This is a genomic window from Methylorubrum aminovorans, from assembly GCF_022179725.1.
Taxonomy (GTDB): domain Bacteria; phylum Pseudomonadota; class Alphaproteobacteria; order Rhizobiales; family Beijerinckiaceae; genus Methylobacterium; species Methylobacterium aminovorans.
Genome location: NZ_BPRC01000001.1, coordinates 434,662 through 460,442 on the forward strand (window position 1 = coordinate 434,662; position 25,781 = coordinate 460,442).

Genomic DNA, 25,781 nt, shown 5'->3' on the forward strand with positions numbered 1-25,781 from the left:
CCCCGTGGCGCTTCTTCACTGGAAGCGATAGCCGGGTCGAAGCGGACCCGCTACCGATCCGGCACCGCGACGGCGCGGTCCGGCGGCGGAGACGCGGCCGGGTCCGCGATGACCTGCGAGGGCGGCCCGGAGGCGACGATCCGCCCATCCTCGACGACATGGACCGTGTCGGCCCGGCGCAGCGAGGTCAGGCGGTGGGCGATCATGATGATGGTGCGCGTTCCGCCGAGCGCACCGAGTGCTTCCATCACCGCCGCCTCGGTCTCGCCGTCGAGCGCGCTCGTCGCCTCGTCGAACACGATGACGTCGGGGTCGTGATAGAGCGCGCGGGCGATGCCGATGCGCTGGCGCTGACCGCCGCTGAGCCGCGCACCGCGCTCGCCGACGCCGGTGTCGTAGCCGTTGCCGAGGGCGGCGATGAAGTCGTGCGCACCGGCGAGTCGCGCGGCGCGTTCCACAGCCATCCGATCGAGTTTCTCCGGCGCGATGCCGAGGGCGATGTTCTGCGCGATGCTGCCGTCGATCAGGAACACGTCCTGCGGCACGTAGCCGATCCGATTCTGCCAAGCCGGAAGACTGTCCGCGTCGAGCGGCCGTCCGTCGATGAGGATACGCCCTTGGGTCGGCGTGAGGATGCCGAGGATCAGGCCCACCAGCGTCGATTTTCCCGAGCCGGTGCGGCCGACGAAGCCGATTGTGGTGTGGGCCGGGATCGTCAGGTCGATGCCGCGCAGGGTCGGGCGGCCGGGTTCGTAATCGAACGTGACGCCGTCCAGGTGGATCGTCTGTGTGAACGGCAGCCGTTGCGTCGTGCGGGCAGGGCGTTCGCGCTCGCCCGCCAATGCATCGACGATCAGGCGCACGCCGGGCAGGTGGAAGCGCAACTGCGAGACGGAGGTGAAGATGTTCTGGAAGGCCGGCAGCATGCGGTAGCCGGCGAAGGCGAACAGGCCGAGCAGCGGCAGCATCCCCGCCGTGTCGATGCCCTGCGTCAGCGCGAACAGAACCACGGCGATGACGCCGCCGAAGGCGAGCGATTCGATGACGAAGCGCGGCAACTGCCCGGTCACCAGACTGGAGGCGAGGGCGTGGGCGTAGGAGCGGGCGGGGGCATCGAAGCCGGCGGTGAATGTCTCCGCGCGGCCATAGAGCTTGAGTTCGGTCAGCGCTCCGAAGGTCTCCTGCACCACGCGGTAGCGCCCCTCGTTGCCCGCCACCGCCCGCGTGCCGAGCCGGGCAAGCCGCGCCCGCATCACGAGGTAGATCGCGACGTAGAGTCCGCCGAAGCCGCCGCCCAGGATCAGCGCGAGTCGCGGCTGGTAGGCGATGAGGAAGATCACCACAGCCAGCGCCGAGGCGCCGCGCGAGGCGATCACCATGGCCGGGGTGAGCACGCCCACGACGAGCCGGTCGGTCTCGCTCAGCACGTTCTTGGCGAGTTCGGCGCTGTTGGCATGGGTGAAGAACAGCCGCTCGCGATCGACGTAGCGGGCGAGCAGGCGCCGCGCGAAGTCGTATCCGATCAGGTGTGCGAACAGGAGCTGAGCATAGGCGAAGGCGGCGTTCACCGCGCTGGTGAGCAGGATCGCGGCGAGCGCGGCGAACCCCGTGGCCAACAGGAAGGCGCGGTCGTCGCCGAGGCCGAGGGTATCACGCAGGGCGGCGAGCGAAGGAATCCGCGCCGCCGCGCCGGGATCGCCGACCAGGGTGAGAAAGGGCAGCACCGAAGCGACGCCGACCACTTCGAGGAGGGCGGCGAGCCCGAGGCCCAGCCCGAGCCATGCGAGCCGCCGTCGATCGCGCCGTCGCATCACCCGTAGGAGATCGAGGAGGGTCCTCAAACGGTCACCGGGGCGTCAGAGGGGCGCGTTCGAGAGTGAGGGAGAACCCGCGGTAAAGGTCGAACACGCATCAAGCGCTCCGCGCTGTTATCGGTCGGAGCGCCGCTTAAGTGGTTGATGAAAAACGCACCCTTCGGCTCGTCTGTCACGGGCTCGGTCTGTAGCACGGCGGGCGCGGGAGGCGTCAAGCGGATACATGGCGGCGTCGCGGCGATCCGCGATAGAACCCGAAATGACACCACTGAGTTGATCGAACCGAGGCCGTATCCTGCCGATGCGAGCGGCGACGGTCAGGCGAGGCGGGGAGCCCAGCATCGGCCTCGACAACAGCATCGAGCTGCGGAACCGGAACCTTGGCGGTACGTTCTGCAAGTATGGAACACTATAGATCCGTCTTCGCCACTGCCGCCGTGATGGTAATCGGCCTCGTTGCGACTTCTCCGCTCATCGCAGAGCAGAATTCGGGTGCGTCGCGCGCGCCGCGTGTTGCCGTCGATGTCGTTTCCGAAAGCGACGACGGATGGACTGATCCGCCGCGGCATAGGACGAGCTTGGCAGCCGTGACGGATGTGGCGGTGGAGAGCCGGAGCGAAGCCGACGTTGTGCCGTCGCCGCGGCCCGCGAGTTTCACCCTGCTATCGGCTGAGACGGCGGCCCTCCTGGCAGCCGGCGACTTCGTGAAGGTGGACGCCGCGCAAAGGGTTCAGGCAGTTCGGCGCCACCGTGCCGCCAAGGTCGCCACCCGAGCCCGTCCGGCAACGGCTGTCGAGACCGCCGCCGAGACGAGTGCTCCGGCTCAGGCGACGACGACGCAACCGCAGAAGGCCGCCCGGATCGATCCGATCGGCGACATCCTACGCGGTCTCGGGGTCGGACAAGATAGCTGAAGGTCGAAGAACGATGTAACGGCCGTCTTGTAGCGGCCAATCTGCCGCACGGCACAGGCCACAGTTTTCGCTCGTTGGTTTCAGGACAGTCCTCGACCTCCGCTGCGGAGCAACGCTCATGATCCTCGCTGCCGCCATCATGCTGATTGGCGCCCTCGGCGCGATCGCCATTACACTCGCAGCGCGTCCGAGCGCCGATCGGTACCTGAAGTGGTGATCCACAGACCGGTTCCCGGCGCCGAACGATCGTTTGAAACCCGCCAAGCCTTTCCCACGTTATCGCTGCGAACTGATGACGCGGAGGCCCGGCTGTGGCGGCAATTGTGATGGTGGCAGGTGTTGTCGGCGCCGCAGGAACGCTCATCTGCCTGATGCCGCGTCTCGACTCGTTTTTCGAATGGTGATGATCCTGAGCGCTTGAGCTGAGCAGTCTCGTTCGAATCTGCGCGCGTTGCGGCAGCGTTGCGCTGAATAGTGTGATCCGTATCAGCTAAGCGCGTTCAAAACGCCTCGCTGCTATGACCCGCAGCAAAAACCGGATCGACCATAAGTGATCCCCGCGCCAGAGGGATTCTACGATTGCAGCGAGGGAGTAGGGGCGGTCGAACTTGGAGCCTCGCCGTGCTGGGTGAATAGCGTCCGCCCTGCAACGCGAGGACGGTCGAGAACGGGCTTCTTCACGACCTTGGCGGCTTAGTGTCTCTCACAAAACACCCCCTGCGCTGTCGTCGCCAGATCGGGTGCGGTCGGTGACCGGGAGTTTTGGGAGGCACTCTTAAGCCAGACCTCATGAAGAGCCTTGCCCTTGGTCTCTGGCTATCGTCGGTCAACGGGTGGATGGCTCAGGCGACGAATGCCGCTCCACTGCAGCAACCGGCCGCGCTCAAGGAGATGCTGAGGCCGGCTCGGGTGGCGCTCGCAAGCCGAAGCGGAAACGCATAACGGCGAAGCGCAAAACCCTCTGACAAACCAGAGGCAGCCTGGGCCGGCGAACAGTCCGTCTCGGCCCCGTCGAGCGATTAGCAAGACAAGTCGCGTAACCAGATCAATCTATTAAGAAACGTTGATTGATTGGATGTCTGAGGCACAAAGGCTCTTCAGATGAATGGTGCCCAGGGACGGAGTCGAACCGCCGACACTGCGATTTTCAGTCGCATGCTCTACCAACTGAGCTACCTGGGCAACCGCCGCGTCGCGCTGCGTCGTCGGCTGGCGGGGGTATAGTGAAGGGCTTGAAGCCTGTCCAGCCTCTCATAGGCGAGAGGCGAAGCTTTTTTGCCGAACACCGGTTTCGCGTCAGTGGAAGCGATCCTCCTCATCCGAGCGGGGTGATCGGAGCGTCTCCTCGTCCTCCGGACCGGGGATGACGTAGCGCTCGCCGAGCCAGCGGCCGAGGTCGATGTCGGCACAACGCGGTGAGCAGAATGGCTTGGTCTCGGTTTTTGCCGGCTTGCCGCAGATCGGACACGGTGCGAGGCCCTTCTTCGCCGCCTGCTTCACGATGCAGCTCCCCAGGCTCCGCGCACCGGGAATCCCTCGCCCTCAAGCAAGCTCATCGTCTCGTAGAGCGGCAGTCCGACCACCGCGCTGTGCGATCCGACGAGCTTCACGACGAAGGCGGCGGCAAGGCCCTGGATGGCATAGCCACCGGCCTTTCCGCGCCACTCTCCGGAGGAGAGATAACCCTCGATCTCGCGGTTCGACAGGCGCTTGAAGCGCACGCGGGTCTCGACCATCCGTTCGCGGCGGCGATCCTTCGGCGAAAGGATACAGACGGCAGTAAAGACGCGGTGCGCCCGTCCCGAGAGCAAGCGCAGGCAGTCGGCCGCCTCGTCGAGCAACTCGGCCTTGGGCAGAACGCGGCGGCCCACGGCGACCACAGTGTCGGCGGAGACGAGATAGGCCTCCCGCAAGTCGTCTCGGCGCCGCGCTGCAGCGCCCGCCGCCTCCAGCTTTTCGCGGGCGAGACGGCGAGCCAGATCGCGCGGCGATTCGGACTTGCGCGGCGTCTCATCGATATCGGCCGGCAAAAGCGCGTCGGGTTCGATGCCGACCTGTTGCAGCAGAGCGAGCCGACGCGGCGAGGCCGAGGCCAGCACGAGGGGCGGCCGGCCCAGGCTGCCGGGAATCTGGGGCTTCAAGGCGTCGGTGGTGAGAAGCTCGTTCATCCGCGTGGTCTTACGCACAAGCCCGCCGCCACCGCAACGCGATGTCGGCTGACTGACACGCTCCGAGGCTTGCCAACGGTCAGGCAGCCGTCTAAGACCCGGCACGTTCCGTCAGGCTTCGACGCGTCAAGCCGGATGCGACGCCGCAATAGCTCAGCTGGTAGAGCACCTCATTCGTAATGAGGGGGTCGGGGGTTCGAATCCCTCTTGCGGCACCATTCAACAAAATCAATGACTTACGGGCGGTTCGGGGTCATTTAGACACCCCTTTCAGTCACCCCCAGCGCAGCGAATCACCCCGTCAGAAGAAGCGCAGCTTGAACGCCGCTGCTTCGGTTTCGTCGAGCATGCAGAGCCACAGCCGGCCCGGCCCGCTGTAGACCGGCGACATTCCGTTCTCGATGAGCCACGCCCAAATCGATCCCGGCTCCCGGCGGAAGGGTACGACCTCCCGCATGCCCGATCGGCTTCCCAGCATCGTCTCCGACCCTTCGCGCGCGCCGCGCCAGAGCGGCGGCGCATGTGGGCGACCGAACGCGCAAATCAATTCATAGCTGTCGGTGGTGTGGGGCCTCGGATCGGGGTTGGCCGGCATCCAAAGGAGTTCGTGGGTCTTCCCGGCCATCACTCCCACCGCGTCCTGAAGGCCACCGCGTCGGTCTCTCGGCGGAAGGTGACCTGAAGGTCCGCGCTGATCTCCGCGTCCGGCACGTTCTCCAAGACCCACTTCAGCATCTCGCGGGTGTCCGGCCCAAAGACCGCCCCACCGAAGCGAAGGTCCGGGGTGTCCCTGTGCGACAAACCGCCGCCCCTCACAGGGCGCTGTACCGGGGGCGATCGGAGATCGGCGATCCAAAGCGTTTTGATCCGCGACACCATCCTCATCCCCACCGTGTCTTGAAAGCCACAGCGTCGGTCTCGCTGGCGAACGTCGCGATGATGTCGAAGGCGCGGCGCTCACCCCTTCTATCGAGTTCAGGAACGACGCAAATCCGGGTGTCCGGTAGGTTCTCCTTCACCCACACAATCGCTTCGCGCCAAACCTCCCGATAGTCGGTCGATCCCCCCGGAAACGGCGGGTCAAACAATTTGAGCATGCCTTCGAGGGCTGCAATCTGTGGATCGTCTTCAGAAGGACGCTCGCTCAGGTAGAAATGTCCAAGCCGGGCCGAGTAGGTGGTTTTGGTTTCAAGTTCGAGCTTCATCCTCACCCCCTCACGCTGCGAAACAGTTTTTGCGCGCGGCCATCACGCGGCTCAGTGAACGCCGAGCAAGAGGAAGACCGCTCCGAAGAAGGCGATGCCGACGCTCATGAACATCAGGAGCCTCCGACCGTGATGAAACAGGGGGTCGTTCGGCGGGACGAACTTCCACAGCAGTGGGCTGTGGCGCGGACCTTTGGCGTGGTTGAAGCCGAAGCAGTAGCCCGAGAAGACGAGCATCACGATCGAGAGGAGCATTCCCCAGGGGATCGCTTCGAACATCACCCGAACCTCCGATCGAATGCCGTGGCGTCCGCCTCGCTGGTGAACTTCACCACCACCTGCCCTTCGAACCGCCGGTAGAAGAACATCCACTGCGGCGACACCCGCACGCAGCGCTTGTCGATGACGGCGCTCGGTGTGTTCTCGGCGAGCCATGCCCGCATCTCTGCGCCCGGCTCACCCTCCGCGAAGATGGTCAGCTTGAGGACGGGGATTTTGCGATTGAACCGGCGGTGCCGGAAAACGGTGCGTTCGATCATGGGGCGATCATAGCACGACCCCGCCCCAGGCTCTAAAACAATCCACAGCAATAGAGCGTCAGTGTCAAGTAAACCCGCCGGCCACTGACCTTCAAAGTGCGCTAATTCCCAACCACTGGCAAGTAACTCTCAACAGGATGGATTTGCCAGCACGTTCGGTTTGCGGCATGCTCGCGATCTTCGCGCGGGATGAGCCTGCGCGAATCGATTCGTTTTGGATGAAGGGGATGATCGCGACGGGCTGACCGACGATGAAACGCAGAAACCGCCAATCCCTGGCAGGGGAAAAGCGGTTCCGCCCTCAAAGTTGTGAGGGGTGCGTAAAGATGGTGACTTCGCAATCCCCATCCTAAGCATTCCGCGAGACCTGTCAACTCAGACAGTTCTCTAGTCGTGCCCGACGCGGCGTCCCGGAATGGGGATGACCGTGAACGACCTTGTATGCCTCGAACGCGTCGGGGCTTGGCTGCGCGCCAAGCTCGCTGAGCCTGGAATGCTGCGCGGACGCCAGCGCGGTGAAGAATACGTAGACCGGGTGATCCGGTTCGCCCTCTACGTCGTCCGGGTCCACGGGCGCGACGATCACGAGCACATCTTCCCGCTCAGCCGAATGCCGATGTCGGGCCTCGCCTCTCTGGGGATGCCGGAGTGGTCGATCCGCTCGTTCATCGGCGTTTTGGAGCGCGCCGGATTCGTGGAGCCGCAGGGGCCGTTGGTGCGTCGGTGCCATGCCGGCACGGTCAGCCCGACCGATGGGGCGAAGGCGGTGTGGTGGTGCCCGCGTCAGTTCAAGCTGAGCCAAGCGATTCGCAGCCTATTCGGCAAGTCACCCGATCCCGACCTCGACGCCTCACCCCTCGGAAGCCAATCCGCCCAGGATGAAACTCCCAACCTTTCAGAATATAGGGAAGGACAGAACGAGAGGGATGAATCTCTGGAATCTACTCTTCTGGGTGGATTGACCGGCCTCGACGATGACCCAATCGTGGATGAGCTTGAGGAGAGCCTTGACACCTACCGCCGAACGGTTGTTCCTCAGGCTATGCCGGATCGACGCCGGCACCCGCAGAAGTGGGAGCCGACGTTTGAGGAGATGGAGCAGATTTGGTTGGAGCGCGCGAGGAAGGGGTTCACCCTCAGCGCCGAAGCGTTGAAACCGAAGCGACCGTGGTGACGATCAGGTCCACCGCAGACGGTACGCAACCGCTTCGTCAGGATCGGGGATCGTCACCTCGATGTTGAAATTGATCGTGCCCACATCCCCTTTGCGCCCGCCACTTCGCACCACCTCGTTGAAGCTCGCCGATGGGATGTGTTCGCTCATCCAGGCGAAGAATGCGGGATCAGCGTCCGTGAACGGTACAGAGCGCAATTTCTCGATGTCGTTGGGAGGAACGCAACGGATTGAGTGAACGAGCCATCGCGTGTGCGTGTACGGTTCGCTCATGGTTGCACGAACATCTTGAAGTTGAACGCCGCGTCGTCGTCGTCGGGGACGGTGATGAGCCAAATCTTGTGACCCGCAAGGTCGAATTCGTCGTCCTCAACCGCCTCGATACCAGCAAGAGCACATCGACTCAGCATCTCCTCAGGCGCTAAGCCGGTGAGTTCGCCCCGACACGCGAGGAAGCTATTCAGGATGGAGTCCGTTGTGTGGGGAACGAGCCATGTCTCATTCTCAGCCGCCATGTGATGGAGGATGTATTTCATGCCGAACCTCCCGCCACGTTGAGCGCCCGATCGATCAGGTCGCGAAGCTGAAGGAGATCGTCACGCTCGTAGACGCACACGCCATCCTCGCCGATTGAGGACGGGCGAAGGTCACGACCACCTTCCTCGAAATCGGCAAGGTCGCGAACCTCCATGCACGGGTAGCATGCGATTGGTGTGCCCCAGCAGTTCGTAACGGTCTTTTCGTGGAAGCCTTTCGTGATGACGCACAGGCGCTCATCGTAGTCGTTGATCTCGAACACGGTCCCGGCGGGCAGCGTGAGGAAGGTTTCGCGGGTGACGATCTTCATCGGCAGAACCTCCGGCGAATCTCATCGAACGGCATGTCGGTCGCGATGGTGCGCTTCTCCGGGTCGAAGTTCAGCATGCTCTCAACGAGGAAGCGGGTGTTCGTGATCGCGAGGTTGTTCTCGCGAATCTCCCGCAGGTATCGCTCATGCTTCAGGCGTCTACGCTGTGCAGCGGTGGGGCGGATCATCGCGGCTCTCCAAACTCTTCGGCGAGCGCTTCAGCGATGGCGCGGGGATCGGCTCCCGCTTCCATGGCGCGACGAACCACTTCCTCGTACCGCCGAATGTCGTCCTCACGCTCAGCCGCAGCCACACGCTCCCTGGACGCATCATCGACTTCCATCGCGCAGACCCACGAAGGCTTGCCGCACCACGTCCGGTCGTCGATGGAAGCGTACATCGCGTTGAGATTCGCCCAAGGTGAGACGGTGGAAGCCATGTAACGGTGATACTCCATATCGATGGTCCGCTGATCGTCCGAAGCGGCGACGGTCTCGATGTTGTTCTCAATCATTTTTCACCTCGGGTGAGGCTGTGCTCGAAATCACGTAATGATACCCCGCGACCATCCTATCGTAGCAGTATCCGACGCCGGCAGCAGCAGAACAAAACGCAATAAAAACGAGTACCACGATGACGAGACGTGTTACAGTTTGCACAAATCCTGAAACCAAATCTTCAAGCAGTCCCATCGGAACCACCCTCCGTACGCTTCATGACAGGTTCCCACTTCGACGTGTCGATGGCGAAGTACTCGATGCCGGGAACAAGGCGCTTCTCGGTGATCGCGGTGAACGCAGTCATCGACAGCACCACCGTCTTCACGGGCTTCCGGGGATGACCGACTTCGGCGAGTGCGTCGCGAAGATCGTTCGCAGTCAGGGTGTCGAAGCGGGAAAGGTCGAGGGTGCTCATCGCATCCGCTCCCACACGCCCACCGCGACAAAGTAGAGACCAACGGCGCACAGCACATATGAGGTGTTGAGCGAAACATCGAACGCCGAACAGGTCAGCAGCATGGCTCCGATCACCAAGAATGCGGCGACCACCGTCAGCAGGACTTCGAGAACCGAGAAGAAAAGGGCGCTGACAAACTTCATCACTGCGCCCCACCGTTTGACCGACTATCGAGGTAGTTCGCGGCGGACTGTAGGAGCGGGATTCCGCCGAAGACGATCAGCACAACAAAAGCGATAAAGAGCATTTCCATCACTTCGCCTCCGAAACGATCGACACGAGGCGCTTGTAGGTCTGCTCCACCGCGTCCAGACGGTCAGCGAGAACGTCCTTGCTCTTGTGCGGAACGGCGTAGTCCCTCACCACCATGCCGATCGCGAGTTCGAGGATGCGACGCTCACGGACCGGATCAGACGGAGCAGCCTGCACGTCCTCCATCGCGGCTTTCGCCTCCGACTGGATCGACTGCACCATCTCTTCGATCTTCAAAATCTCTGCCGCCAAGTCCGCATTGGCACGCTTCAAATCCTTGCGGGTGACGAAGGTCTCACGATCGGCGTCGTACGACTTAGCGTAAGGGTTCGGAGTAATAGTAGCGGACGAGTCGAACTTGCCCATAGAAAAGAATCCTTTCATTAAACAACGAAAGGATTCTATCAAATACTCAACTGTACTGTCGAATTAAAACGTCAAAGCCAACGCATCCGAAACTCAATCCACTGAGCTTCGGTCATAGACTTGACATTAAGTTCGTAAGCTCGCATCGGACAGACAGCCCCGTGCCAATTGTCCAGTTCAAGCTTGAGTTCGATACCTCGATCGTCCAGCCACGATGAGAACTCGTCCCAAACCACGTCTACCTTGGTTTTCAGCGTCGATGATTCGTAATAGTTGAAGCCGCTGCGGTCGAACTTTCCAGACCTGTCAGCGTATTCGAAGGCGACGATTTTCATTCTGCATCCCCCCGCTCCGCAGCCGCCAACGCCTGCTCCTTCACCGTCAGCAGCACCTTCTCCGCCGCACGCTTGCGCGCTTCCAGGGCGAGAGATTCGCGATCCATCCGCTCCCGCAGCAAGTAATCGACCTGAGCGCGCAGTTCGTCGTTCTCGACGGTCAGGCGCTCGATCTCCGCGGCGAGAATCTGGGCTTCTTCGACGGAGATCATCAGTGCTTCCCCTGGCGGCTCAGGCGCAGCGCTTCGAGATTGCACGCGTCGATCGCGTCATCGAACGTATCGAAGGCGTGATCGTCGGTCGGGATGTACTTACACGGCACACGCATCTGAAGGCGGTCCTTCGAAGTCGCGGTGTACGTCCCGTCATCCTCGCGAATGATCGAAAACGAGTGATGGCCGTGCATCGCCATCCACTGCACAGCCTCGGGATAGATTGGATTCGGAAAACGTACAAAATTGAGCTTGAACATCAAAATCACCTAATCAAACAACGCTCCCCTCATACCCCGCTGAGACTCACCGCGTCAATATTCAAGACAGTATACGAAACAGTCAGTGTCAAATGAGACCTCGTACATTTTTGTATGTGGCGAGACGACACGCCTAAATCAGTTGCGACACATCTCATTATCATCAATGAAAGGACGCATGTCTGAAGACCTGTTTGCCAAGCTCGTTGCGGAAGTCGAAGGGGAAGCCCCCGCCCAGGTGGTGGAACAGATTCTCCCCGATGATCCGCTCTTCCCCCCGAAGGACTCGATCACGCTGATGACGGCGAATCTGTTCGAGAACACCCACCTGCCGCGCGAACTGTGGATGCAGGCGCGGCACGCCCTCAACATTCAGGTGTTCGATCGACGCGAACCCTTCACCCCCGATGCACGCCTCGCGGTGTTCACCGGCACCGTCCAACTCCACACCCCGGAGTTCTTCTCATCCTACCTCGAACACTATCGAGGCCGGCACAAAGACGCGCTCTCAAACGAGGCGTGGCAGTACTATAAGAACCTCACCCATCAGACGCTCGACATTCAGCCCGACCCCGGATGTCCCGCCCCAAAGCTCGGTCAACTCTACTCGAAGACCAACGGGACGCACTACGTCTGGAACCACATCGTCCGCCTACAGTGGACGACGTACGCAACGTTCGCCGAACTGTTCTGCGACGATGAGGAGCCGATCGTCATCGACCTGACCGAACCCGCACAGAAGAACCACGAGAACGAACCGATCCTGCGCGGCCGATACGACCCGCACACACTCTGGCGGAGGAAGACGCAGAAGAAGAAGGCGAAGACCCCATGAACTCGAACGATCTCGGCAAGATCATCATCGCGCTCAAGCGCGAACTCGAACAGTTCAAGGCGGAGACCAACCAACGCCTCGACACGCTCGAACAGACCGCTCAAGACCTGACCGATCTCGCTCACGTGCTCGGTGAGAAGAACGACGAACTCATCGAGAAGATCAAAGCGGTGAAGGACCAGATCAACCCGTCCTCCCACTCCATGCGCCCATACGACATCGAACAGGCGGTCAAGCAACAAGAGCAGGAACAACGCATCAAGCTCAAGAACCAATAACGTGTAATCTCTAATCTCTAATCTCTAATCTCTAATCTGTAATTATAATGAGATTTGGCATCTCACGTGCCTCGACGGCTCGTAAACTCGCGCCTCGACACGTGTAATTCCCTCGCTTCGCTCAGTCCAGGGCCTGCGGCCGACTACGCCTTCGCGTCTCCTTCGCTCCCTCGCTTCGCTCGGCCGCGGCTGACGCCGCTTCGCTCACTCGACTCGAAGGCAGATGTAATAACGGGTCGAGAAAGAACGTCGAGGCAAAGAGTTCGGGGCGTCGAGGCTGAGAGGAAAATTGAACCGGGCGCTTCGATCCGAGGCGCGACCACGCAACCCACCGACGCCCACGGGCGTCTCGCCTTGCCGCCGCCCAAGACGACGAAGAAGGACATCGCCGTGACACACGCTGAGAAGGACCGCCTCATCACCACGCTTCAGGATGCGTTCGATCTGGCGCGTGAGAACCAAGCGTTGAAGGAGACGATCACCCGCAAGGACGCGGAGATCACCCGCCTTCGAGCGGCACAGCCACCGACATCAGACCCACCGAGAGACATCCGCTCGATGATGGCGAAGATCAAAGAGGCGGGGAAGACCGATTAATATTGCGACCACGCTCAGAGGGCGTTACAACAAGATCGCTTCATAGATATTCCTTACAGACAACAACACGAGCCGTCGCGGATCACTCTGCGGCGGCTCATCTCGTTGGACCTGTAAATAATCGCACCGCAAGCGGGTTTGGCCGCTTCGGCAAGCGGAACGCCCAATGACAAACTTCGAAGAACTCCTCAACATCAAGCTGAACGAAGACAAATACGTTCTCGCTCGCATCGTCATCGACTACTTCAAGCGTGCACACGAGCCCATTCCCGATTGGGCGATCAGAGTGGATGCAGAGGGGCGCAGGAAGGCCGCTGAGAAGGCCGCTGAGAGCGCTCAGGAAGCCCGTGAGACCAATCGTGCCGCCAAGGTGCGGAAGCGTAAGAAGAGCGCTGTACGACCTTCTGAGGACGATCTAGGGGCATCGTAGAGGCCGAGCGTTTGGTTAATTTTTTCAGTTAACGCTTGCCGGTCCTCAGCCAAGAAAAATTCTGTACCGATCGTTACAGAAGTCGTCGGCACAGGTCGTTAGCCGGCTAACGTTCCATAACACATCTTATGCGAACGGACGAATGGTATGGGGTAGGGGGCTTTCGAGGGGATGATCGGCATGATGATCGACGCCCACGATCACCCCGACGATGGCCGCACGATCCCCCGCACCAGCACCCGCAAAAGCCCCCTCCCCTCTCGAATGCACCTCGATCGGCCTAATGTCTGGAAATCTCCGGGCCGATTTTGTGGGGAAAGCCGACATTCGCGCACATGCGCAGGCTTGACCAGGGCGACGAGCACCAGCGCAGAGCGTCCGAATCACCCTCGCTCGAACGCCCAGGAAATCGATGTCAAGACCAATGACGGGTCCCATGCCCCCGTAACAATCCTTTTTCCCCAGCTTTCCTGACCGACTTCGCAATTAAGGTTAAAACCCCGCGCGGCCCTGCATCACAAACGTCCTAAACGGTCCCCCTCCACCGTCCGCCGACGTTGATCCGCTGCATCAACCGACGTTGAAAACCGAATCTGCCCCATCGTTTTCCAGACGTTCACCTCGACGTTTCCCGACACCACCCCCTCAAATTCGATCTGACACCCCTATACCTGCACCACTCCAGCCTAAAATATTGCTGAATCTCCACTCTATGCTGTAAATTGTTTTCATTACACCATTTTTACGAAAGCAATTGCTATGGCTAGAGAATACCAAAGACATGGGATGAGCGGACACCCGCTTTACAATCGTTGGAAGCAGATGATCTATCGCTGTTACCGCGAGAAGTACGCGAAGTACCCGGTTTACGGGGCGTTGGGGGTGGAGGTTTGCGCGGCGTGGCGGACCGACTTCGGACGGTTCCTCAAGGATGTGGGGCTTCCGCCGTCTCCGCTTCATTCTCTCGATCGGATCGACGTTCGCGGGAATTACGAGCCGAACAACGTTCGGTGGGCGACGCAGGCGGTTCAGCAGCGGAACCGTCGCAACAACATTCACGTGACGTTTGGTGACCGCACGATGGTTTTGAAGGATTGGTGCACCGAGTTGCGTCTTCCCTACGAGACGGTGAAGGAGCGCTATCACGCGGGCTGGACCCCGGAGGCTGCGGTCTATTACGGGCGGTACATGACGACCGAGCGCCTTCGTGATGAGTGTGCCAAAGCGTGGGCGGTGTGTTTCCCGAACGGTTCCGGCGACTGTTACCTCCGCTAATTCACCCTATTCACAACCCTCGCTTCCCTCGATTCCACCCTTGTGAGAATCTGAGGGGAGGAGGCGTCCGATGATGATGAAGCTGTTCTGCGCGGTGATCGCGATCACCACCATCTCGACCACCGTCCAGGCGGCGGAAACCTGTCACCCCGGCTACTACTGTGTGCGCATGTTCGAGGCTCCGGCGGAGGACCCGAACGTCGCGTGGGCGCGTGAGGAGAATGCCCGTCAGCGGGTGGAGGCGGAGCGGTCGTCGGCACTTCGGCGGGAGCGGATCGACCGGCTGGATTCCGAGTGGAACGCCTATCTCGCGGGGGAGGCGTCCCGGCGCTCACGATCCTCGCAATCGATCACTGTTATCGACAGTCGCGGCAACGCGTATTTCGGGACGGTCTACCCCTGATCGGTCACGTCCAGCGAAGCTTGTGGGCGAGCCAATCGGATTCACGCGTGAAGACGATGGAGCAGTGGTGCCCCTGAGCCTCGTCACGAAACGCGTGGAAGTACGGCTTCCGGCACGTGTCGTGAATCCACTGGATGTATTGCTGGTACGTTTCGCCTTCTGAGAAGCGCAGCTTCTTCTCTTCGACGGCGCAATCGAGGTAAAAGTCGATGTCGTTATCGTCTCGACTTCGATAGATTTGCTTCCCGTTCAGAATATCTGCCGGGAAGTATGGGTACGAGAAATCGTTCACTTCATAGTCGAACGGATCGTCGTACGACGTTTCGAAGAGGCGGTGCGCCCAGGTCTTTCGCTTTGCCATCCCCCGACGCTACGGGGGAACGGTTGCGAATCTCTTAGAGCGATTCCATAGATTCCAGGCGAAGAAAAAGGCGCTTGATGAATCAACATCAAGCGCCTCTAAAACTTCCTGCCACGGAATTATAGGCGATAACCAGCAAGTGATGACCAGCCTTCGAATCTTATTTAACAGGTTACGGTAAATCTGACAAATTGTTCAGAGCCACCGCAGCCTGAACGCGAACGCGTCATTCTCATTCTTGAAGATCAAAACCAACTCATCGTGGTAGTAGAATTCTCGTAAGGTATGGTTGATCCACGGCATCCATCCGGGTGTGTTCTCGTTCAACCAATCACGCTTTCCGTCTTCATCGATCCATCCATCTATGATCTTCGTGAGCACGCAGATATCGATCGCGCGAGAACCCGCTTCGATCCCTTCGACAGTCACAGTGCACAGTAGGAGCGTCGTATCATTGATGAACACGGGCTTCATCATCCCCACCTCATCTTCACGAGAAAATGCTGATCGTCAGTCTCTGCTTTGATGAGACAGTGACGCTTCGGGGCGTCTAGATCGTTCGACGCAAAGACAGTGAAATTGTTCGCCAACGCCCAATCGTAAAAGCACTCGCGGGGCGCGCGATTGAGCTTCGATGTGCTGAGTTTCGTCGCGATATACCTGACGTAATCGTCATTCGCATCGGCGTACGAGCACGAAACGATGCCTCCGCTTCGCGCGCCTGAAAAGAACATCCCTTTCAGCGTATTCTTATCGACGTAAACTACCTCGCTCATTCGCAAAGCCCCTCGTACATCGCCGCGATCTCGATCAACGAGGCGATCAGCGTCAAAACTTCAATCAAACTGGCGTCCTGCGGCATTCCGAGAGCGTTTTTCACCGCCCACATGTCGCGTTCGGCCTTTTGCCACCGCCGGATGCGCGGCATTGCGCCTTCCGGGTACATTTCAACGAACTCATCCTGATTCACTTCATAACTCCTCAGACATTTGCAATATTTTACGACAATCTGCATCTAACAATCGATATTAAACGTTACTAGGCTCGACCATACGCCAGATTAAATAGAAGAATATCAGATTATAGCAGGTGAACTTTGGTCGAGCCCGGTACATTCATTGACTCATTCCTCTCCACGAGCCCATCGGATGGCGATCAGGCGGCGGAGGGTGCGGAGCAGATTCGCAATCTCAAGGGGCGGCTCAAGGCGACGTGGCCGAACGTGAAGGGCCGAGTTGAGGCGTCCCACGACCACCTCAACAACCCGCTTCTGCGCACGACCTTCCCGGCGGAGGGTCTGTCGTTCCCCTATTACACGGTGAACGATGCGAAGACGGCTCCGCTGAGCGAATTCGGCCTCTCGCTGCTCAATCTGGCGAATGCGGCGGCGCTCTCCACCACCCTGAATCTCGACAGCTTCGTCCGTAAGGACGGCGCGGTTATGACCGGGCCGCTTTCCGTGCCGTCGATCACGATCGCGAACGCCGTGACGATCACCGCGGAGGGCGCGAACCCGGTGTTCTCGTTCAACGGTGGCAAGATCGTCTTCGACACGACCGCCAAGGCGTACCAGTTCTACATCAACGACAAGAACTACGCGACGCTCTCCCCGGCTGCGCTGACTGTGCGCACGACCATCATCCGCGGAGTGTCCGTATGACGATCCGCGCCACGCCGCCGCTCCCGGAGACGGAGATTCAGGCGGAGTTCCCCGATCCCGGCTCCGAGGTGTTCAACTTCGACCGCTACCTTCGCGGTGTCGGTCCGGTGCCGGCTTCGGTGACGCAGATTCCCGCGACCTTCCCCCTGTCGTGGGACGACTTCCTAAACGCACGCAAGTCCACCCCCGGTTCGGTCGAGTGGACCGATCCTGGTCGGTACGAATTTGTGGTCCCCCCGTATGCGACCATGACCGTCGAGGTGAACGGTGCGGGCGGCGGTGCGGGCTCTTCCGTTTGGGAGAACTACGGCGCACCGGTCGCCGCATCGGGAAATTCGGGCTTCCCCGGCGAAGAGAGCCGCTTCCTGGCGCTTGTGGGCGGCGGCGGCGGCGGTGGCGGTGGCGGCATCGGAACGGGTGCTCGAACCGCCTCTCCGGGCGTTGCAGGCACCCCCGGCACGGCGCTGGGCGGCACCACGAACACCCCCGGCGGCGGCATGCTCGGCGGCGCGGGCAAACCCTACCTCACCGGTCTCGGACCGGGCGGAAGCGGCGGAAACGGCGGCAAGGCCGTGCGTACCTACACGGTGGGTGAGCCGGGTGCTCCGGTTGTCGGTGAGCAGTTGTTCGCCTCGGTCGGTGTCGGTGCTGCGGCGGGTGCATTTCCGGGCAACCAGGGCACCAACGGTCAGAACGGCAAAGTTCGCATTTCTTGGACGTAATAAAGGTCTGAATGGCAAATCTCACTCTTCCCCTGCGCAACATTGGTAGCGCGGGCGTCAACACGGATCGTCTCCCGGTACAGCTTGAACAGCCTCAGTGGAGCGGATGTAACAACGTTCGCTTCGAGTCGGGCGCGGTCATCCGTGCACCGCACTTCCGCAAGATCGGCACGGCCTCCGCCGGCTCGCCGAACTTCGTCTTCGGCTCCGCCTATCCCTCCGGGGGCAGCGAGTTCCTGATCGGGCTTTCCGATGGCCGGGTGATCCGCGGTCAGGCGCGCGGGCGCAACGCGGAGCCGTGGATTGAGACCGATCTCACCCCGCTCGAATGGTCGCCCCACGTGTTCGAGGCACAGCCGACGACGGCGTGTGAGCTTCAGGGGCGGATTTACTGGAACCGCCCGGATCGCGGCCTGTGGAGCATGCGCAAGGGCGATCAGGGCTTCACCGCGGTCGATGGCTGGGATCGTGAGACCACCTGTCGCGCCGTGCGCCGGCTCGGCGATCAGATCATCGCGCTCAACGTCACCCAGGGCGGTCAGACGATCCCCGCGATGGTGAAGTGGTCGGACCTCGTTCCGTTCGAGGCGGCGAAGCTCGACTTTGGCACCGCCACGACGAATTCGGCGGGCGACAACATCCTCGGATCGCTCACCGGTCAGATCGTCGATGGGGCGGAGTTGGGCGTGCGGATGTTCGTCTATTCGAACCGTCAAGTCTACGCGATGACCCCGCAGCCGACGAACTTCATCTTCGACTTCGAAGAGCGCTTTCGAGATCGCGGTGTTATTTCACAGAACTGCATCGGCGTGGCGAACAACCAGCACATGGTGTTCGGACCCGACAACATTTGGTGCCACGACGGCACGACGGTGCTCTGGACGACGAACGACAGCGTTCAGCGGGGCATTTACGATCATCTTGTGCGCGAAGCCGCGCACCGTTTCTACGTCCTGCACCTGCCGGCGCGTCGCGAGATGATGTTCTGCTTCGTCTCGACCCACCCCGACTGCAAGTTCCCGATCGGCCGCGAGTACACCCCGAACGATCTCGGCGATTATCCCGGCTGCAACCGTGCGGCGGTGTTCAATTACGGCAACGGTCTGTGGTCGTTCTCCGACCTTCCCTACAACACGGGCGGAGCCGTTGTGCAGCCCTCGACGGGCGTGCGGTGGGAGCAGTTGGCCGGCAAGACGTGGAACGATCTCCGGGCGGAGAAGACGACGTGGCTCGATTTCCGCGACCGCAACCCGGAGATCGCCGTGATGGTCTCCCCGGTGCGCGCCTACACCCCACCCGCCGTCACCCGCGCTGAAGCGACCGATGACACCTTCGCGATGCGCCGCCGCGCCCGCTAACCCTCCCGTCCCCAGAAAAGGAGCCGAATGGCCGACACCCTCACCATCCTCGACGAACAGTTGTTGAGCAACGATATCGGGCTGAATCTGCGTATTTTCTCGATTGGTCCGGCCCGTTTTGGCTCGACCCGTCGTATTGCGGGCGGCGTGCTCTACACCGCCCCGGAGGACGGAACGACCGATCAATTCACCTATACGATTCAGGACCGTTACGGCAATTTGAGCAGCGCGACCGTCACCGTCAACATCTTGGAGCCGACGATCGTCATCGCGCGCGACAACGTGCTGAGCGACCCGATCGACTGCGGCACTGCGCTCACCCTCAGCCACGACGACCTGTTGACCAACGACACCGGAGAGACGGCGCTGCGTGTCACCGCGGTGGCGAACGCCGTGAACGGCAATGTGACGCTCGGTGCGAACACCGTCACGTTCCAGGCGGAAGACTGCCAGACGCTGGTGGTCAACAAGCTGTTTCAGGCGGCGCGCCGATCGGTCCGCTCGACCCTCGACCCGAATGGAAACGTCTGGGCGGAAAGCCTCACTGCGGATAGGGAAAACGTCAACGCCTTAGTGCCGGGTCACATCGCGATCATGTCGGTGATCCGTCTCGGCGCGTCCGAGATGGAAGCCGGCTGGACCCTGATCGCGGATTCGTCTCAGGCGAAGCTCTACTTCCGCGTGATCGATCAGGCGTATGTCGATCGCCACAATCAGGAACGCTACGTCAGGGACGACGACCGCTATCCCTATCCCTACCTCTACGACCGGGCGGACGACGCGATGCAGCGTCCTGAAATCCGCGTCGATACCTTCGCCCTTCCGCCGGGTGTGCCGGCGAGCGACGCCATCCTCATGGCGCAGGCGAACACCCACGTCGATGCGGGAACCTTCTACTTCGATCCGGCACCGCTTTACGAGGACTACTACCGCAACATCTATATCGATGCGTTCGGACCTTCGGGTGAAGACGGCACCGACACGAATACGCCCGTGATGTTGATGTACACGACTTATCGCAGCGATGAAGATAATTTGAATCATCGTCAGGCGGAGTATGTCGGAAACCGTCTGACCTACGCCGTCCAGGGCGACACGCTCGACGTGCTTCACGGCGGTGGCGGAACACAGACGTTCTCTGAGAACGGTCACCTCTCGAACATCTCGAACCTCTACTGCACGGCTTATGCCCTGCGTGAGGTGCCGCGTGACCCGATCATCGAGGCCGGCTTCACCTACACGGCGGAGGATACGTTCGGTTCGACCGACACCGCGCGGGTCATTCTCCCGGTGCGTCCCGGCGTCAATCCGCGGGTCTCGCGCATCCGTCAGAGCAGCATCTTTCTGAACGAAGATGGTTGGGTGGGCTTCTCGAACGCTCTGAGCGTCGGAAACTATGCGCTCGGTGTGCACGTGAAGCAGCGCGAGACGATCGATTTCGATTTCGTCCCATCGTACAATGATCCGCTCGACCCGATCCCGGATGAGAACTGGACGGTACTGGCAAAGACCGGTCCGAATCCGCACGTCGCCGGCACGATGGTGTATCGCCCGGTCGTGAATACCGGCGAGAACTCGTTCAAAGCGTTCCGCTTCATCCTCGGTATGCCCGGTGCCGCATCAATGACCGGCATCGAGATCGTCGCGGAAGACGGCGAGACGTGGGAGGACATCTTCGTCGATTGCTTCGCGGAGAACGCCACCATTCCGAACGAAGAGTTCCCCTATGTCTGCCCGAAGCACGATATTCCCGCGGGGTGCCACAGTCTGACTTTCGTCACGGCGCGCCCGTGGACGAGCCTGTTCAAGGTCTCCGGTGGTGATTCGTTCGTCTATCACTATTCGCGCCGCGACTTCACTAACCATATGTCGATGATCGTGCACTCGACGACGGAAGCGCCGCACATCGTCATGCGTCCGCTCAATCCTGATCGCATCGACACTTCCGTCTCGACCATGACCCTGATCCTGCGAAACCGTAAATAAGAGATTTGAGGAGCGCAGCCGATGGCAGAGCCCACGATGAACATTTACAGCTTCGACATCGATCGTGAGAATGCGATCGGTGTTGAAGCCCCCGAAGCGAACGGTCTCGCCTATGTCGAGCGACAGTTCATCAGCTTCGACGAACTCGATGGGGTCAACCATCGCGATTACAAGCGCATCGAGCGCATCGACCCGATCGGAATCGTGCCGGAAGGCTCCGCCCCGGTGCTGGTCAGCGTGGGATGGGCGGACACACCGGGTGAGCCGATGGAATTCGGTGCCGCCTTGCCGTTCGACGCCATCACGAAGCGGCAACTCGATTTCCGTTCGCCCGGCCGCTACCACGGTATTCGGATCGAATACGAAGGCTTCCACAACATCCGCATCGTTGGCTTGGAGATCGAAATCTCGCTTGGTGGCAAGCGGGGCCACGCCGAAAGCCGCGGATGACGACACCCTATCGGGCGAACGCCCGACCCTACGCCTACGTCTTCCAGCCGGAATCGCAGACCTCGGACCGCCGGTACTACGCCGATCAATTGTTTGCGGCGTCCCGCTCGTCAAAATCGATCGTCGATGCGATCGTCGAGTTGCAGCGCGGCACTGCGAACGGCACCACGATCGGCTTGTCCGCCACGGGTGTCCAGGCGGGCACCTACTCGAACGTCCGCCTGACGGTGGGCGGGGACGGTCGCATCAGCGCGATCACCACCCTTCCCGAGCGCCCCTCCGAGATTCCCTCCGCCCCCGGCGCGGGTCTGTTGCTGACCTCGACCGGAGACGGCCGCATGGCGTGGACGCATCCGACGACCGGCCTCCCCGTGGGTGGCACGCCCGGTCAGGTGCTGACGCGGACATCGGACGGCACGGCATGGGCGGATCAAACGGCTTCGACCACCGTCCAGGCGCTGGTTCTGCGCTCGGTCAACGATCTCTCCATCTCGGACGGCGAGACGTTCGGCGACGGCATCTATGAGGCGGAGCTTCGGCCGACAGGCGTCCAGGCGGGCACCTACACCAACGCGACGATCACCGTGGACGCCAAGGGCCGGATTCTCTCCGCCCATACGGGCGTCACCGGCACGGTGGAGGCGGACCGCGACGGCACCTACGCGCATTGGCGGGTCTATCTGGTCGCGCCGCTGTCCGACCCCGCGCCCGATCTCGCCTCGATCACGTTCCTCGATCCAACCGACGCCGATCTCGGTGGTACGCTCACCGCGGCTCCCGGTGTCATCACCGCGCAATTCACCGATGAGTTCTCCGTCACCGGCTTGCGCATCGTCACGAAGACCGCCGCGACCGCTCCCCAGCGGGTGATCGTCCAGGGCTCGACCGATGGCACCACCTATTTCGAGGTGTGGAGCGCGAACACGAAGGATTGGGCGGACAACGAGACGCGCATCGTGCGCCGGGCCGGCTCGGTCAAGCTTACGGGCGACGTGGTGGGTTCGGGTGAGGGTGAGATCGCAACGGTGCTCGCGAACACCACCGTCGTACCCGGCACCTACACCAACGCGAATCTGACGATCGATGCCAAGGGTCGGGTCACCAAGGCGGCGAACGGCACCGGAGGCACGGGCGGGGGCAGCTTCGATCCGAACTATGAGTTTGACTTCATCTTCCGCCGGGATCGGATCACGGGCGACCTCTACATCGAGAAGATTGAGAACGGCGTTGTGATGCTGACCCTTGCGGGTATGCCGCTCGAAAACGGAGACATTCTTGCTCTCGAAGACGGCACCGGCACTCTTGCGCCGGAAGTCTAAATCATTTCAGACACCGATTTTCTAAGGACGACATGGCACTTAAAAAGCTTTCCGAACTCGACGACGGCGGTCTCATCACCGCAGGCGATCAGCTTCTCATCGCCCGCAGCGGCGAAAACTACAAGATCGACGGCGCGCAGATCGCGGAGACCGTCACCCGCGTCGAAGCACTCGAAACCGGTGTGATTACGCCCTCCCATCGCGGCCCGTGGAGTCTCGGCTACAGCTACCGCACGTTCACGTTCGAAGACGGGGTTCTCCCGGCGGGCTGGACCTTCGACAAGCCCGGTCACACCTTCGTTCCGAATGGCGACGCCGCGAACACGGTTCTGCGTTTCCCGCCGCTTCCCGGTGAGATCGGCGGATCGACGGGTCTTGCCGTCCCCTTCACCTCGACCCTCGCGTTCAACGAGTACTCGATCCGCTACCGCGTCAGTTCGGAAGGCCCCGACAAGCTACGCGTTTCGATCGACGGTGGTCCGTATGTCATCGACGTAGGCGGTGAACAGGTCGCCTACACCGACTTCACCGGCACCGTCGTACCCGGCTCTCACACGATCAGCTTGCTGTACAGCCGAGACTCTTCGGTCGTAAGAGGCGACGATACCGTCTATATTTCGTCGATCCGCATCCCGGTGGCCGAAGATAAGGTCTATCACTACGGTGATACGGTCTCGCATAACGGCAAGACCTATCTGTGTGCGAAGGAAGGCACCATTGCCACGCCCGGCGCTGGTACGGAGTGGATCGAATTCGCGGTTCCGTCGTCCGGTGGTGGGGGCGGAATGAGTCTCTTCCCGATCAAGCCCCCGGTCCCAGCGGATTTCACCGTCGTCGCCGGGAGAGACTTCACCAGCATCACGGCGAGCCCTAGCTTCACGAGCTTCCGGCGGGGTTTCAATGGTGAAAGCGGCGCGCAGCTTGCCGCGTATCGCGGCATCCCCCTGACCGGCGCAACGTGGGAAGTCACGGCGACCATTCGCATCCCGTTGCGCCATGGATCGACGACCGGCCTGACCGGCATCGCCGTGCGCGATACCGCGGGAAAGCTCTACGAGTTCGGCATCGAGGCGAACAGCAATTCTCCGCAGCTTTCCATTCTGCGCATGAGCGACAACGGAACCAACTACGTCGGTTCGGGCGGCTCCGTCAGTGGAATGGCACGTTTCGAGTGGTACACCATGCGCATGAGCAAGACGGCGAACTTTTTCGACTTCGAGTTCAGTCCCGATTACGGTCTGACATGGGAGAGACATCAATCCTACAGCCTGAACGATCACCTCGGAGCGGTCGAATCGGTCGGTTTGGTGATGCAGACCTACGGGTTTTCGGCCGCGGATAGCCTCGTCTGCGCGTATTGGGATTTGAAGTACACCTAACGCTCTTGTAAATAGGGTGTGTCATACATTCAATATCTCTCCACCCCTGAGGAAGTCCTTTATGACGATCCTCAGGGGCACTTTACCGTCACCCGCCACCTCGAATTCATTCAAGGCGAGTGGCGCACCTTCCTGCACACGGAATTCTTCTATTTCGCGCCCTCCGTTCTTCGAGAAGTGCGCCGCATTTTCCCGATCGAGCGGGCGAAGCTCCCGCCGACGATTTACGCGATCCTGAACCACGAGAAGGCGGTCGGACCGCATTACCTGAAAGTCTTCGGGTTCAAACCGCTCGCCGACGTGCCCTACGATGACGGCAAAATCCGCACATGGTGGGTTCACGAACGGTCTAAATAAACAAAAACAAGAAAAATAAGGATACTATGGGCGGACTAGCGAGCAGCAAGAGCGAGACCAAGACCAGCAAGGACGAAACCACAACCACCCGTCCTTTGCCGGAGCAGATGCCGTACCTGAATAAGGTCTGGACGGAGGCGAGTTCGATCTATGATCGCGCCCAGACCAATCCTTACACGGGTCCGTTCGTGGCTGCGCCGAACGCCAACCAGTATCAGGCTTTCGACGATTCCTCGAAATGGGCGCAGACCACCGCGCGCGACACCGCGAACAGCCTGAGCGGTTACGGTCAGGGGCAGCTTCAGACGGCCACCGCCGGTCAGCAGCAGGCTTTGAGCGGTCTGTTCAACACGGCGACCGCCGACAATACCGCCTCGAACATCGCGCGGGCCAATCAGTACGCGTCGCAGCAGAACGTGGGCGATATCGTCAAAGCGGCGAGCTTCGACGCCCGCCGGAACGCCGCGGAGAACGTGCTTCCCAGCCTCTACCGCAACGCGTCGGGCTCCGGGAACATCAACTCGTCTCGCACGGCGCTCGCCGAAGGCGTGGTCAACCGCGGTCTCGCTGAGCAGGAACAGAATCTCTCCGCCACCACCCGCGCGAACCTGTTCAACAACGCTCTCTCGACGGTCGGGAACGAGAACGCCCAGCGTCTTCAGGCGCTCGGCGGTGCCGGAACGCTGTCGAACATCATCGGCGGTCAGGGCTACACCGGCACGACTTCCGGCTTCGACGCGTACGGCAAGGCGCTTACGGCGCAGCAGGCCGCGGGCTACGGCCAGCAGCAGCTTGGTCAGAACGTCATCGATAACAATTACAAGATGTGGAACCAGCAGAACCAGTTCCCGTGGGACAACGCCGCGCGTCTGTACTCGCTCGTGGGCGATCTCAAGGGTGGTGTCGCACACACGGTGGGAACGGGGACTTCGGAAACCACGCAAACCCCGTCGATGCTCTCGACGATCGGTCAGGGCATCGGTCTGTTCGGCTCGCTGTTCTCGGACGAACGCTACAAGGACATCAAGTCGGGTCCGATCGGCTCGTGGAACGGCGTCGCTCCGGCCTACCTGTATTCGTACAAGCACGACCCGTCTCAGCTTCACGTCGGCCCGAAGGCTCAGGAAGTCGCGAAGGTTCGACCCGATGTCGTTCGCGATGTCGGCGGTGCACTCGTGATCGATACTCACAAGCTTTAAGGACATCATGGCATCAGGCATTTTCACGCCGGGCGCATTCGACCCGAATTCTCCGAATTATTACGGCTTCCGTCTCCCGATCCCCGCGCTGTCGCCGCAGTATCAGGAAGCGCAGACGATCCCCGGTGA

The 25,781-nt window shown here is 61.0% G+C and carries 38 protein-coding genes and 2 tRNA genes; 18 read left to right on the forward strand and 22 right to left on the reverse strand.

What is annotated here, in order from left to right; genetic code table 11:
• Positions 1–50 precede the first annotated feature (50 nt).
• Complete coding sequence (locus MFF24_RS01835) at positions 51–1,841, reverse strand: ABC transporter ATP-binding protein (protein WP_238221938.1); 1,791 nt, start codon at positions 1,839–1,841, stop codon at positions 51–53.
• 551 nt (positions 1,842–2,392) lie between these two features.
• Here MFF24_RS01835 and MFF24_RS01840 point away from each other — a divergent pair.
• Entirely contained in the window at positions 2,393–2,728 is a 336-nt protein-coding gene (locus MFF24_RS01840) for a hypothetical protein (protein ID WP_238221940.1), read from the forward strand.
• A gap of 1,106 nt (positions 2,729–3,834) precedes the next feature.
• Here the strand turns inward: MFF24_RS01840 and MFF24_RS01845 are convergent.
• The 3 genes from MFF24_RS01845 to MFF24_RS01855 all read right to left on the reverse strand — a co-directional run bounded on the left by MFF24_RS01845 (position 3,835) and on the right by MFF24_RS01855 (position 4,896).
• Positions 3,835–3,910, reverse strand: a tRNA-Phe gene (locus tag MFF24_RS01845).
• A 114-nt stretch (positions 3,911–4,024) separates the two neighbouring features.
• The gene (gene yacG, locus MFF24_RS01850; protein WP_373322651.1) at positions 4,025–4,243 is read right to left on the reverse strand and encodes a DNA gyrase inhibitor YacG; all 219 of its coding nucleotides are present in this window, start codon (positions 4,241–4,243) and stop codon (positions 4,025–4,027) included.
• Positions 4,225–4,896, reverse strand: coding sequence for a Maf-like protein (locus MFF24_RS01855; protein ID WP_238221944.1), 672 nt, complete (start codon positions 4,894–4,896; stop codon positions 4,225–4,227). The genes yacG and MFF24_RS01855 overlap by 19 nt, the downstream gene beginning before the upstream one ends.
• A gap of 142 nt (positions 4,897–5,038) precedes the next feature.
• Here MFF24_RS01855 and MFF24_RS01860 point away from each other — a divergent pair.
• Positions 5,039–5,114 (forward strand) — tRNA-Thr (locus tag MFF24_RS01860).
• An 83-nt stretch (positions 5,115–5,197) separates the two neighbouring features.
• Here the strand turns inward: MFF24_RS01860 and MFF24_RS01865 are convergent.
• The 4 genes from MFF24_RS01865 to MFF24_RS01880 form a co-directional block, all read right to left on the reverse strand.
• A complete protein-coding gene (locus tag MFF24_RS01865; protein ID WP_238221946.1) occupies positions 5,198–5,521 on the reverse strand; it encodes a hypothetical protein in 324 nt (107 codons plus the stop codon).
• A 256-nt stretch (positions 5,522–5,777) separates the two neighbouring features.
• Positions 5,778–6,101, reverse strand: coding sequence for a hypothetical protein (locus tag MFF24_RS01870; protein WP_238221948.1), 324 nt, complete (start codon positions 6,099–6,101; stop codon positions 5,778–5,780).
• Positions 6,102–6,152: 51 nt separating this feature from the next.
• Positions 6,153–6,380, reverse strand: a complete 228-nt coding sequence (locus MFF24_RS01875) for a hypothetical protein (protein WP_238221949.1) — start codon at positions 6,378–6,380, stop codon at positions 6,153–6,155.
• A complete protein-coding gene (locus tag MFF24_RS01880) occupies positions 6,380–6,640 on the reverse strand; it encodes a hypothetical protein (RefSeq protein WP_238221951.1) in 261 nt (86 codons plus the stop codon). Before MFF24_RS01880 ends, MFF24_RS01875 begins: the two co-directional genes overlap by 1 nt.
• A gap of 421 nt (positions 6,641–7,061) precedes the next feature.
• Between MFF24_RS01880 and MFF24_RS01885 the strand changes: the two genes are divergently transcribed.
• Positions 7,062–7,814: a hypothetical protein gene (locus tag MFF24_RS01885; protein ID WP_238221960.1), complete on the forward strand. Its 753-nt coding sequence runs from the start codon at positions 7,062–7,064 to the stop codon at positions 7,812–7,814.
• A 3-nt stretch (positions 7,815–7,817) separates the two neighbouring features.
• Here MFF24_RS01885 and MFF24_RS01890 read toward each other — a convergent pair whose 3' ends face one another.
• From MFF24_RS01890 to MFF24_RS01940, 11 genes are all read right to left on the reverse strand, one after another.
• The gene (locus tag MFF24_RS01890; RefSeq protein WP_238221962.1) at positions 7,818–8,087 is read right to left on the reverse strand and encodes a hypothetical protein; all 270 of its coding nucleotides are present in this window, start codon (positions 8,085–8,087) and stop codon (positions 7,818–7,820) included.
• Entirely contained in the window at positions 8,084–8,350 is a 267-nt protein-coding gene (locus MFF24_RS01895; protein WP_238221965.1) for a hypothetical protein, read from the reverse strand. The genes MFF24_RS01890 and MFF24_RS01895 overlap by 4 nt, the downstream gene beginning before the upstream one ends.
• Positions 8,347–8,661 carry a hypothetical protein gene (locus MFF24_RS01900; RefSeq protein ID WP_238221967.1) on the reverse strand — a complete coding sequence of 105 codons (315 nt, stop codon included), beginning with the start codon at positions 8,659–8,661 and terminating at the stop codon, positions 8,347–8,349. The genes MFF24_RS01895 and MFF24_RS01900 overlap by 4 nt, the downstream gene beginning before the upstream one ends.
• On the reverse strand, positions 8,658–8,849 hold the full coding sequence (locus tag MFF24_RS01905) for a hypothetical protein (protein ID WP_238221969.1): 192 nt from the start codon (positions 8,847–8,849) through the stop codon (positions 8,658–8,660). Before MFF24_RS01905 ends, MFF24_RS01900 begins: the two co-directional genes overlap by 4 nt.
• Positions 8,846–9,175 (reverse strand): hypothetical protein, encoded by a 330-nt coding sequence (locus tag MFF24_RS01910; protein ID WP_238221970.1) that lies wholly within the window; start codon positions 9,173–9,175, stop codon positions 8,846–8,848. Before MFF24_RS01910 ends, MFF24_RS01905 begins: the two co-directional genes overlap by 4 nt.
• A gap of 164 nt (positions 9,176–9,339) precedes the next feature.
• Entirely contained in the window at positions 9,340–9,576 is a 237-nt protein-coding gene (locus MFF24_RS01915; RefSeq protein WP_238221972.1) for a hypothetical protein, read from the reverse strand.
• Positions 9,573–9,761 (reverse strand): hypothetical protein, encoded by a 189-nt coding sequence (locus MFF24_RS01920; RefSeq protein WP_238221974.1) that lies wholly within the window; start codon positions 9,759–9,761, stop codon positions 9,573–9,575. The genes MFF24_RS01915 and MFF24_RS01920 overlap by 4 nt, the downstream gene beginning before the upstream one ends.
• 109 nt (positions 9,762–9,870) lie before the next feature.
• Positions 9,871–10,236 (reverse strand): hypothetical protein, encoded by a 366-nt coding sequence (locus tag MFF24_RS01925; protein WP_238221977.1) that lies wholly within the window; start codon positions 10,234–10,236, stop codon positions 9,871–9,873.
• 71 nt (positions 10,237–10,307) lie between these two features.
• A complete protein-coding gene (locus MFF24_RS01930) occupies positions 10,308–10,571 on the reverse strand; it encodes a hypothetical protein (RefSeq protein ID WP_238221979.1) in 264 nt (87 codons plus the stop codon).
• Positions 10,568–10,783: a hypothetical protein gene (locus MFF24_RS01935; protein WP_238221980.1), complete on the reverse strand. Its 216-nt coding sequence runs from the start codon at positions 10,781–10,783 to the stop codon at positions 10,568–10,570. The genes MFF24_RS01930 and MFF24_RS01935 overlap by 4 nt, the downstream gene beginning before the upstream one ends.
• A complete protein-coding gene (locus MFF24_RS01940) occupies positions 10,783–11,043 on the reverse strand; it encodes a hypothetical protein (protein ID WP_238221981.1) in 261 nt (86 codons plus the stop codon). The genes MFF24_RS01935 and MFF24_RS01940 overlap by 1 nt, the downstream gene beginning before the upstream one ends.
• 178 nt (positions 11,044–11,221) lie before the next feature.
• Here MFF24_RS01940 and MFF24_RS01945 point away from each other — a divergent pair, with 178 nt between their 5' ends.
• The 6 genes from MFF24_RS01945 (at position 11,222) to MFF24_RS01970 (ending at position 14,861) form a co-directional block, all read left to right on the forward strand.
• Positions 11,222–11,878 carry a hypothetical protein gene (locus MFF24_RS01945; protein ID WP_238221982.1) on the forward strand — a complete coding sequence of 219 codons (657 nt, stop codon included), beginning with the start codon at positions 11,222–11,224 and terminating at the stop codon, positions 11,876–11,878.
• A complete protein-coding gene (locus tag MFF24_RS01950) occupies positions 11,875–12,156 on the forward strand; it encodes a hypothetical protein (RefSeq protein WP_238221983.1) in 282 nt (93 codons plus the stop codon). The genes MFF24_RS01945 and MFF24_RS01950 overlap by 4 nt, the downstream gene beginning before the upstream one ends.
• Positions 12,157–12,546: 390 nt before the next feature.
• A complete protein-coding gene (locus tag MFF24_RS01955; RefSeq protein ID WP_238221984.1) occupies positions 12,547–12,753 on the forward strand; it encodes a hypothetical protein in 207 nt (68 codons plus the stop codon).
• A gap of 166 nt (positions 12,754–12,919) precedes the next feature.
• Positions 12,920–13,183, forward strand: coding sequence for a hypothetical protein (locus MFF24_RS01960; protein WP_238221985.1), 264 nt, complete (start codon positions 12,920–12,922; stop codon positions 13,181–13,183).
• A 786-nt stretch (positions 13,184–13,969) separates the two neighbouring features.
• A complete protein-coding gene (locus MFF24_RS01965; protein WP_238221986.1) occupies positions 13,970–14,458 on the forward strand; it encodes a hypothetical protein in 489 nt (162 codons plus the stop codon).
• Positions 14,459–14,528: 70 nt separating this feature from the next.
• Entirely contained in the window at positions 14,529–14,861 is a 333-nt protein-coding gene (locus tag MFF24_RS01970; RefSeq protein WP_238221987.1) for a hypothetical protein, read from the forward strand.
• Between the two features lie 4 nt (positions 14,862–14,865).
• Here MFF24_RS01970 and MFF24_RS01975 read toward each other — a convergent pair whose 3' ends face one another.
• The 3 genes from MFF24_RS01975 to MFF24_RS01985 form a co-directional block, all read right to left on the reverse strand.
• Complete coding sequence (locus tag MFF24_RS01975; RefSeq protein ID WP_238221989.1) at positions 14,866–15,222, reverse strand: hypothetical protein; 357 nt, start codon at positions 15,220–15,222, stop codon at positions 14,866–14,868.
• Between the two features lie 195 nt (positions 15,223–15,417).
• Positions 15,418–15,699, reverse strand: coding sequence for a hypothetical protein (locus MFF24_RS01980; RefSeq protein WP_238221990.1), 282 nt, complete (start codon positions 15,697–15,699; stop codon positions 15,418–15,420).
• A 295-nt stretch (positions 15,700–15,994) separates the two neighbouring features.
• Positions 15,995–16,192 carry a hypothetical protein gene (locus tag MFF24_RS01985; RefSeq protein WP_238221991.1) on the reverse strand — a complete coding sequence of 66 codons (198 nt, stop codon included), beginning with the start codon at positions 16,190–16,192 and terminating at the stop codon, positions 15,995–15,997.
• A gap of 252 nt (positions 16,193–16,444) precedes the next feature.
• Between MFF24_RS01985 and MFF24_RS01990 the strand changes: the two genes are divergently transcribed.
• The 9 genes from MFF24_RS01990 to MFF24_RS02030 are packed head-to-tail and all read left to right on the forward strand — an operon-like array spanning position 16,445 to position 25,652.
• Positions 16,445–16,882, forward strand: coding sequence for a hypothetical protein (locus MFF24_RS01990; protein WP_238221992.1), 438 nt, complete (start codon positions 16,445–16,447; stop codon positions 16,880–16,882).
• The gene (locus MFF24_RS01995) at positions 16,879–17,604 is read left to right on the forward strand and encodes a hypothetical protein (RefSeq protein WP_238221993.1); all 726 of its coding nucleotides are present in this window, start codon (positions 16,879–16,881) and stop codon (positions 17,602–17,604) included. The genes MFF24_RS01990 and MFF24_RS01995 overlap by 4 nt, the downstream gene beginning before the upstream one ends.
• 11 nt (positions 17,605–17,615) lie before the next feature.
• Positions 17,616–18,962, forward strand: coding sequence for a hypothetical protein (locus MFF24_RS02000; protein WP_238221994.1), 1,347 nt, complete (start codon positions 17,616–17,618; stop codon positions 18,960–18,962).
• 27 nt (positions 18,963–18,989) lie between these two features.
• Complete coding sequence (locus tag MFF24_RS02005; protein WP_238221995.1) at positions 18,990–20,948, forward strand: Ig-like domain-containing protein; 1,959 nt, start codon at positions 18,990–18,992, stop codon at positions 20,946–20,948.
• A 21-nt stretch (positions 20,949–20,969) separates the two neighbouring features.
• Complete coding sequence (locus tag MFF24_RS02010) at positions 20,970–21,398, forward strand: hypothetical protein (RefSeq protein ID WP_238221996.1); 429 nt, start codon at positions 20,970–20,972, stop codon at positions 21,396–21,398.
• Entirely contained in the window at positions 21,395–22,717 is a 1,323-nt protein-coding gene (locus MFF24_RS02015; protein WP_238221998.1) for a hypothetical protein, read from the forward strand. Before MFF24_RS02010 ends, MFF24_RS02015 begins: the two co-directional genes overlap by 4 nt.
• A gap of 32 nt (positions 22,718–22,749) precedes the next feature.
• Entirely contained in the window at positions 22,750–24,096 is a 1,347-nt protein-coding gene (locus MFF24_RS02020) for a hypothetical protein (RefSeq protein WP_238221999.1), read from the forward strand.
• Positions 24,097–24,114: 18 nt separating this feature from the next.
• Positions 24,115–24,453: a hypothetical protein gene (locus MFF24_RS02025; protein WP_238222000.1), complete on the forward strand. Its 339-nt coding sequence runs from the start codon at positions 24,115–24,117 to the stop codon at positions 24,451–24,453.
• Positions 24,454–24,479: 26 nt separating this feature from the next.
• The gene (locus tag MFF24_RS02030; protein WP_238222001.1) at positions 24,480–25,652 is read left to right on the forward strand and encodes a tail fiber domain-containing protein; all 1,173 of its coding nucleotides are present in this window, start codon (positions 24,480–24,482) and stop codon (positions 25,650–25,652) included.
• The last annotated feature ends 129 nt before the right edge of the window (positions 25,653–25,781 follow it).

Coding starts and splice junctions, on each gene's coding strand:
- MFF24_RS01915 (WP_238221972.1), bottom strand. CDS start 9,576: ATGAGCACCCTCGACCTTTCCCGCTTCGACACCCTGACTGCGAACGAT.
- MFF24_RS01995 (WP_238221993.1), top strand. CDS start 16,879: ATGACGATCCGCGCCACGCCGCCGCTCCCGGAGACGGAGATTCAGGCG.
- MFF24_RS01920 (WP_238221974.1), bottom strand. CDS start 9,761: ATGAAGTTTGTCAGCGCCCTTTTCTTCTCGGTTCTCGAAGTCCTGCTG.
- MFF24_RS02030 (WP_238222001.1), top strand. CDS start 24,480: ATGGGCGGACTAGCGAGCAGCAAGAGCGAGACCAAGACCAGCAAGGAC.
- MFF24_RS01855 (WP_238221944.1), bottom strand. CDS start 4,896: ATGAACGAGCTTCTCACCACCGACGCCTTGAAGCCCCAGATTCCCGGC.
- MFF24_RS02020 (WP_238221999.1), top strand. CDS start 22,750: ATGGCACTTAAAAAGCTTTCCGAACTCGACGACGGCGGTCTCATCACC.
- MFF24_RS01935 (WP_238221980.1), bottom strand. CDS start 10,783: ATGATCTCCGTCGAAGAAGCCCAGATTCTCGCCGCGGAGATCGAGCGC.
- MFF24_RS01940 (WP_238221981.1), bottom strand. CDS start 11,043: ATGTTCAAGCTCAATTTTGTACGTTTTCCGAATCCAATCTATCCCGAG.
- MFF24_RS02005 (WP_238221995.1), top strand. CDS start 18,990: ATGGCCGACACCCTCACCATCCTCGACGAACAGTTGTTGAGCAACGAT.
- MFF24_RS01970 (WP_238221987.1), top strand. CDS start 14,529: ATGATGATGAAGCTGTTCTGCGCGGTGATCGCGATCACCACCATCTCG.
- MFF24_RS01900 (WP_238221967.1), bottom strand. CDS start 8,661: ATGAAGATCGTCACCCGCGAAACCTTCCTCACGCTGCCCGCCGGGACC.
- MFF24_RS01925 (WP_238221977.1), bottom strand. CDS start 10,236: ATGGGCAAGTTCGACTCGTCCGCTACTATTACTCCGAACCCTTACGCT.
- MFF24_RS01950 (WP_238221983.1), top strand. CDS start 11,875: ATGAACTCGAACGATCTCGGCAAGATCATCATCGCGCTCAAGCGCGAA.
- MFF24_RS01875 (WP_238221949.1), bottom strand. CDS start 6,380: ATGTTCGAAGCGATCCCCTGGGGAATGCTCCTCTCGATCGTGATGCTC.
- MFF24_RS01975 (WP_238221989.1), bottom strand. CDS start 15,222: ATGGCAAAGCGAAAGACCTGGGCGCACCGCCTCTTCGAAACGTCGTAC.
- MFF24_RS01960 (WP_238221985.1), top strand. CDS start 12,920: ATGACAAACTTCGAAGAACTCCTCAACATCAAGCTGAACGAAGACAAA.
- MFF24_RS02000 (WP_238221994.1), top strand. CDS start 17,616: ATGGCAAATCTCACTCTTCCCCTGCGCAACATTGGTAGCGCGGGCGTC.
- MFF24_RS01945 (WP_238221982.1), top strand. CDS start 11,222: ATGTCTGAAGACCTGTTTGCCAAGCTCGTTGCGGAAGTCGAAGGGGAA.
- MFF24_RS01870 (WP_238221948.1), bottom strand. CDS start 6,101: ATGAAGCTCGAACTTGAAACCAAAACCACCTACTCGGCCCGGCTTGGA.
- MFF24_RS01885 (WP_238221960.1), top strand. CDS start 7,062: ATGACCGTGAACGACCTTGTATGCCTCGAACGCGTCGGGGCTTGGCTG.
- MFF24_RS01930 (WP_238221979.1), bottom strand. CDS start 10,571: ATGAAAATCGTCGCCTTCGAATACGCTGACAGGTCTGGAAAGTTCGAC.
- MFF24_RS01890 (WP_238221962.1), bottom strand. CDS start 8,087: ATGAGCGAACCGTACACGCACACGCGATGGCTCGTTCACTCAATCCGT.
- MFF24_RS01895 (WP_238221965.1), bottom strand. CDS start 8,350: ATGAAATACATCCTCCATCACATGGCGGCTGAGAATGAGACATGGCTC.
- MFF24_RS01865 (WP_238221946.1), bottom strand. CDS start 5,521: ATGGCCGGGAAGACCCACGAACTCCTTTGGATGCCGGCCAACCCCGAT.
- MFF24_RS01965 (WP_238221986.1), top strand. CDS start 13,970: ATGAGCGGACACCCGCTTTACAATCGTTGGAAGCAGATGATCTATCGC.
- MFF24_RS01910 (WP_238221970.1), bottom strand. CDS start 9,175: ATGATTGAGAACAACATCGAGACCGTCGCCGCTTCGGACGATCAGCGG.
- MFF24_RS02010 (WP_238221996.1), top strand. CDS start 20,970: ATGGCAGAGCCCACGATGAACATTTACAGCTTCGACATCGATCGTGAG.
- MFF24_RS01880 (WP_238221951.1), bottom strand. CDS start 6,640: ATGATCGAACGCACCGTTTTCCGGCACCGCCGGTTCAATCGCAAAATC.
- MFF24_RS02015 (WP_238221998.1), top strand. CDS start 21,395: ATGACGACACCCTATCGGGCGAACGCCCGACCCTACGCCTACGTCTTC.
- MFF24_RS01905 (WP_238221969.1), bottom strand. CDS start 8,849: ATGATCCGCCCCACCGCTGCACAGCGTAGACGCCTGAAGCATGAGCGA.
- MFF24_RS01980 (WP_238221990.1), bottom strand. CDS start 15,699: ATGATGAAGCCCGTGTTCATCAATGATACGACGCTCCTACTGTGCACT.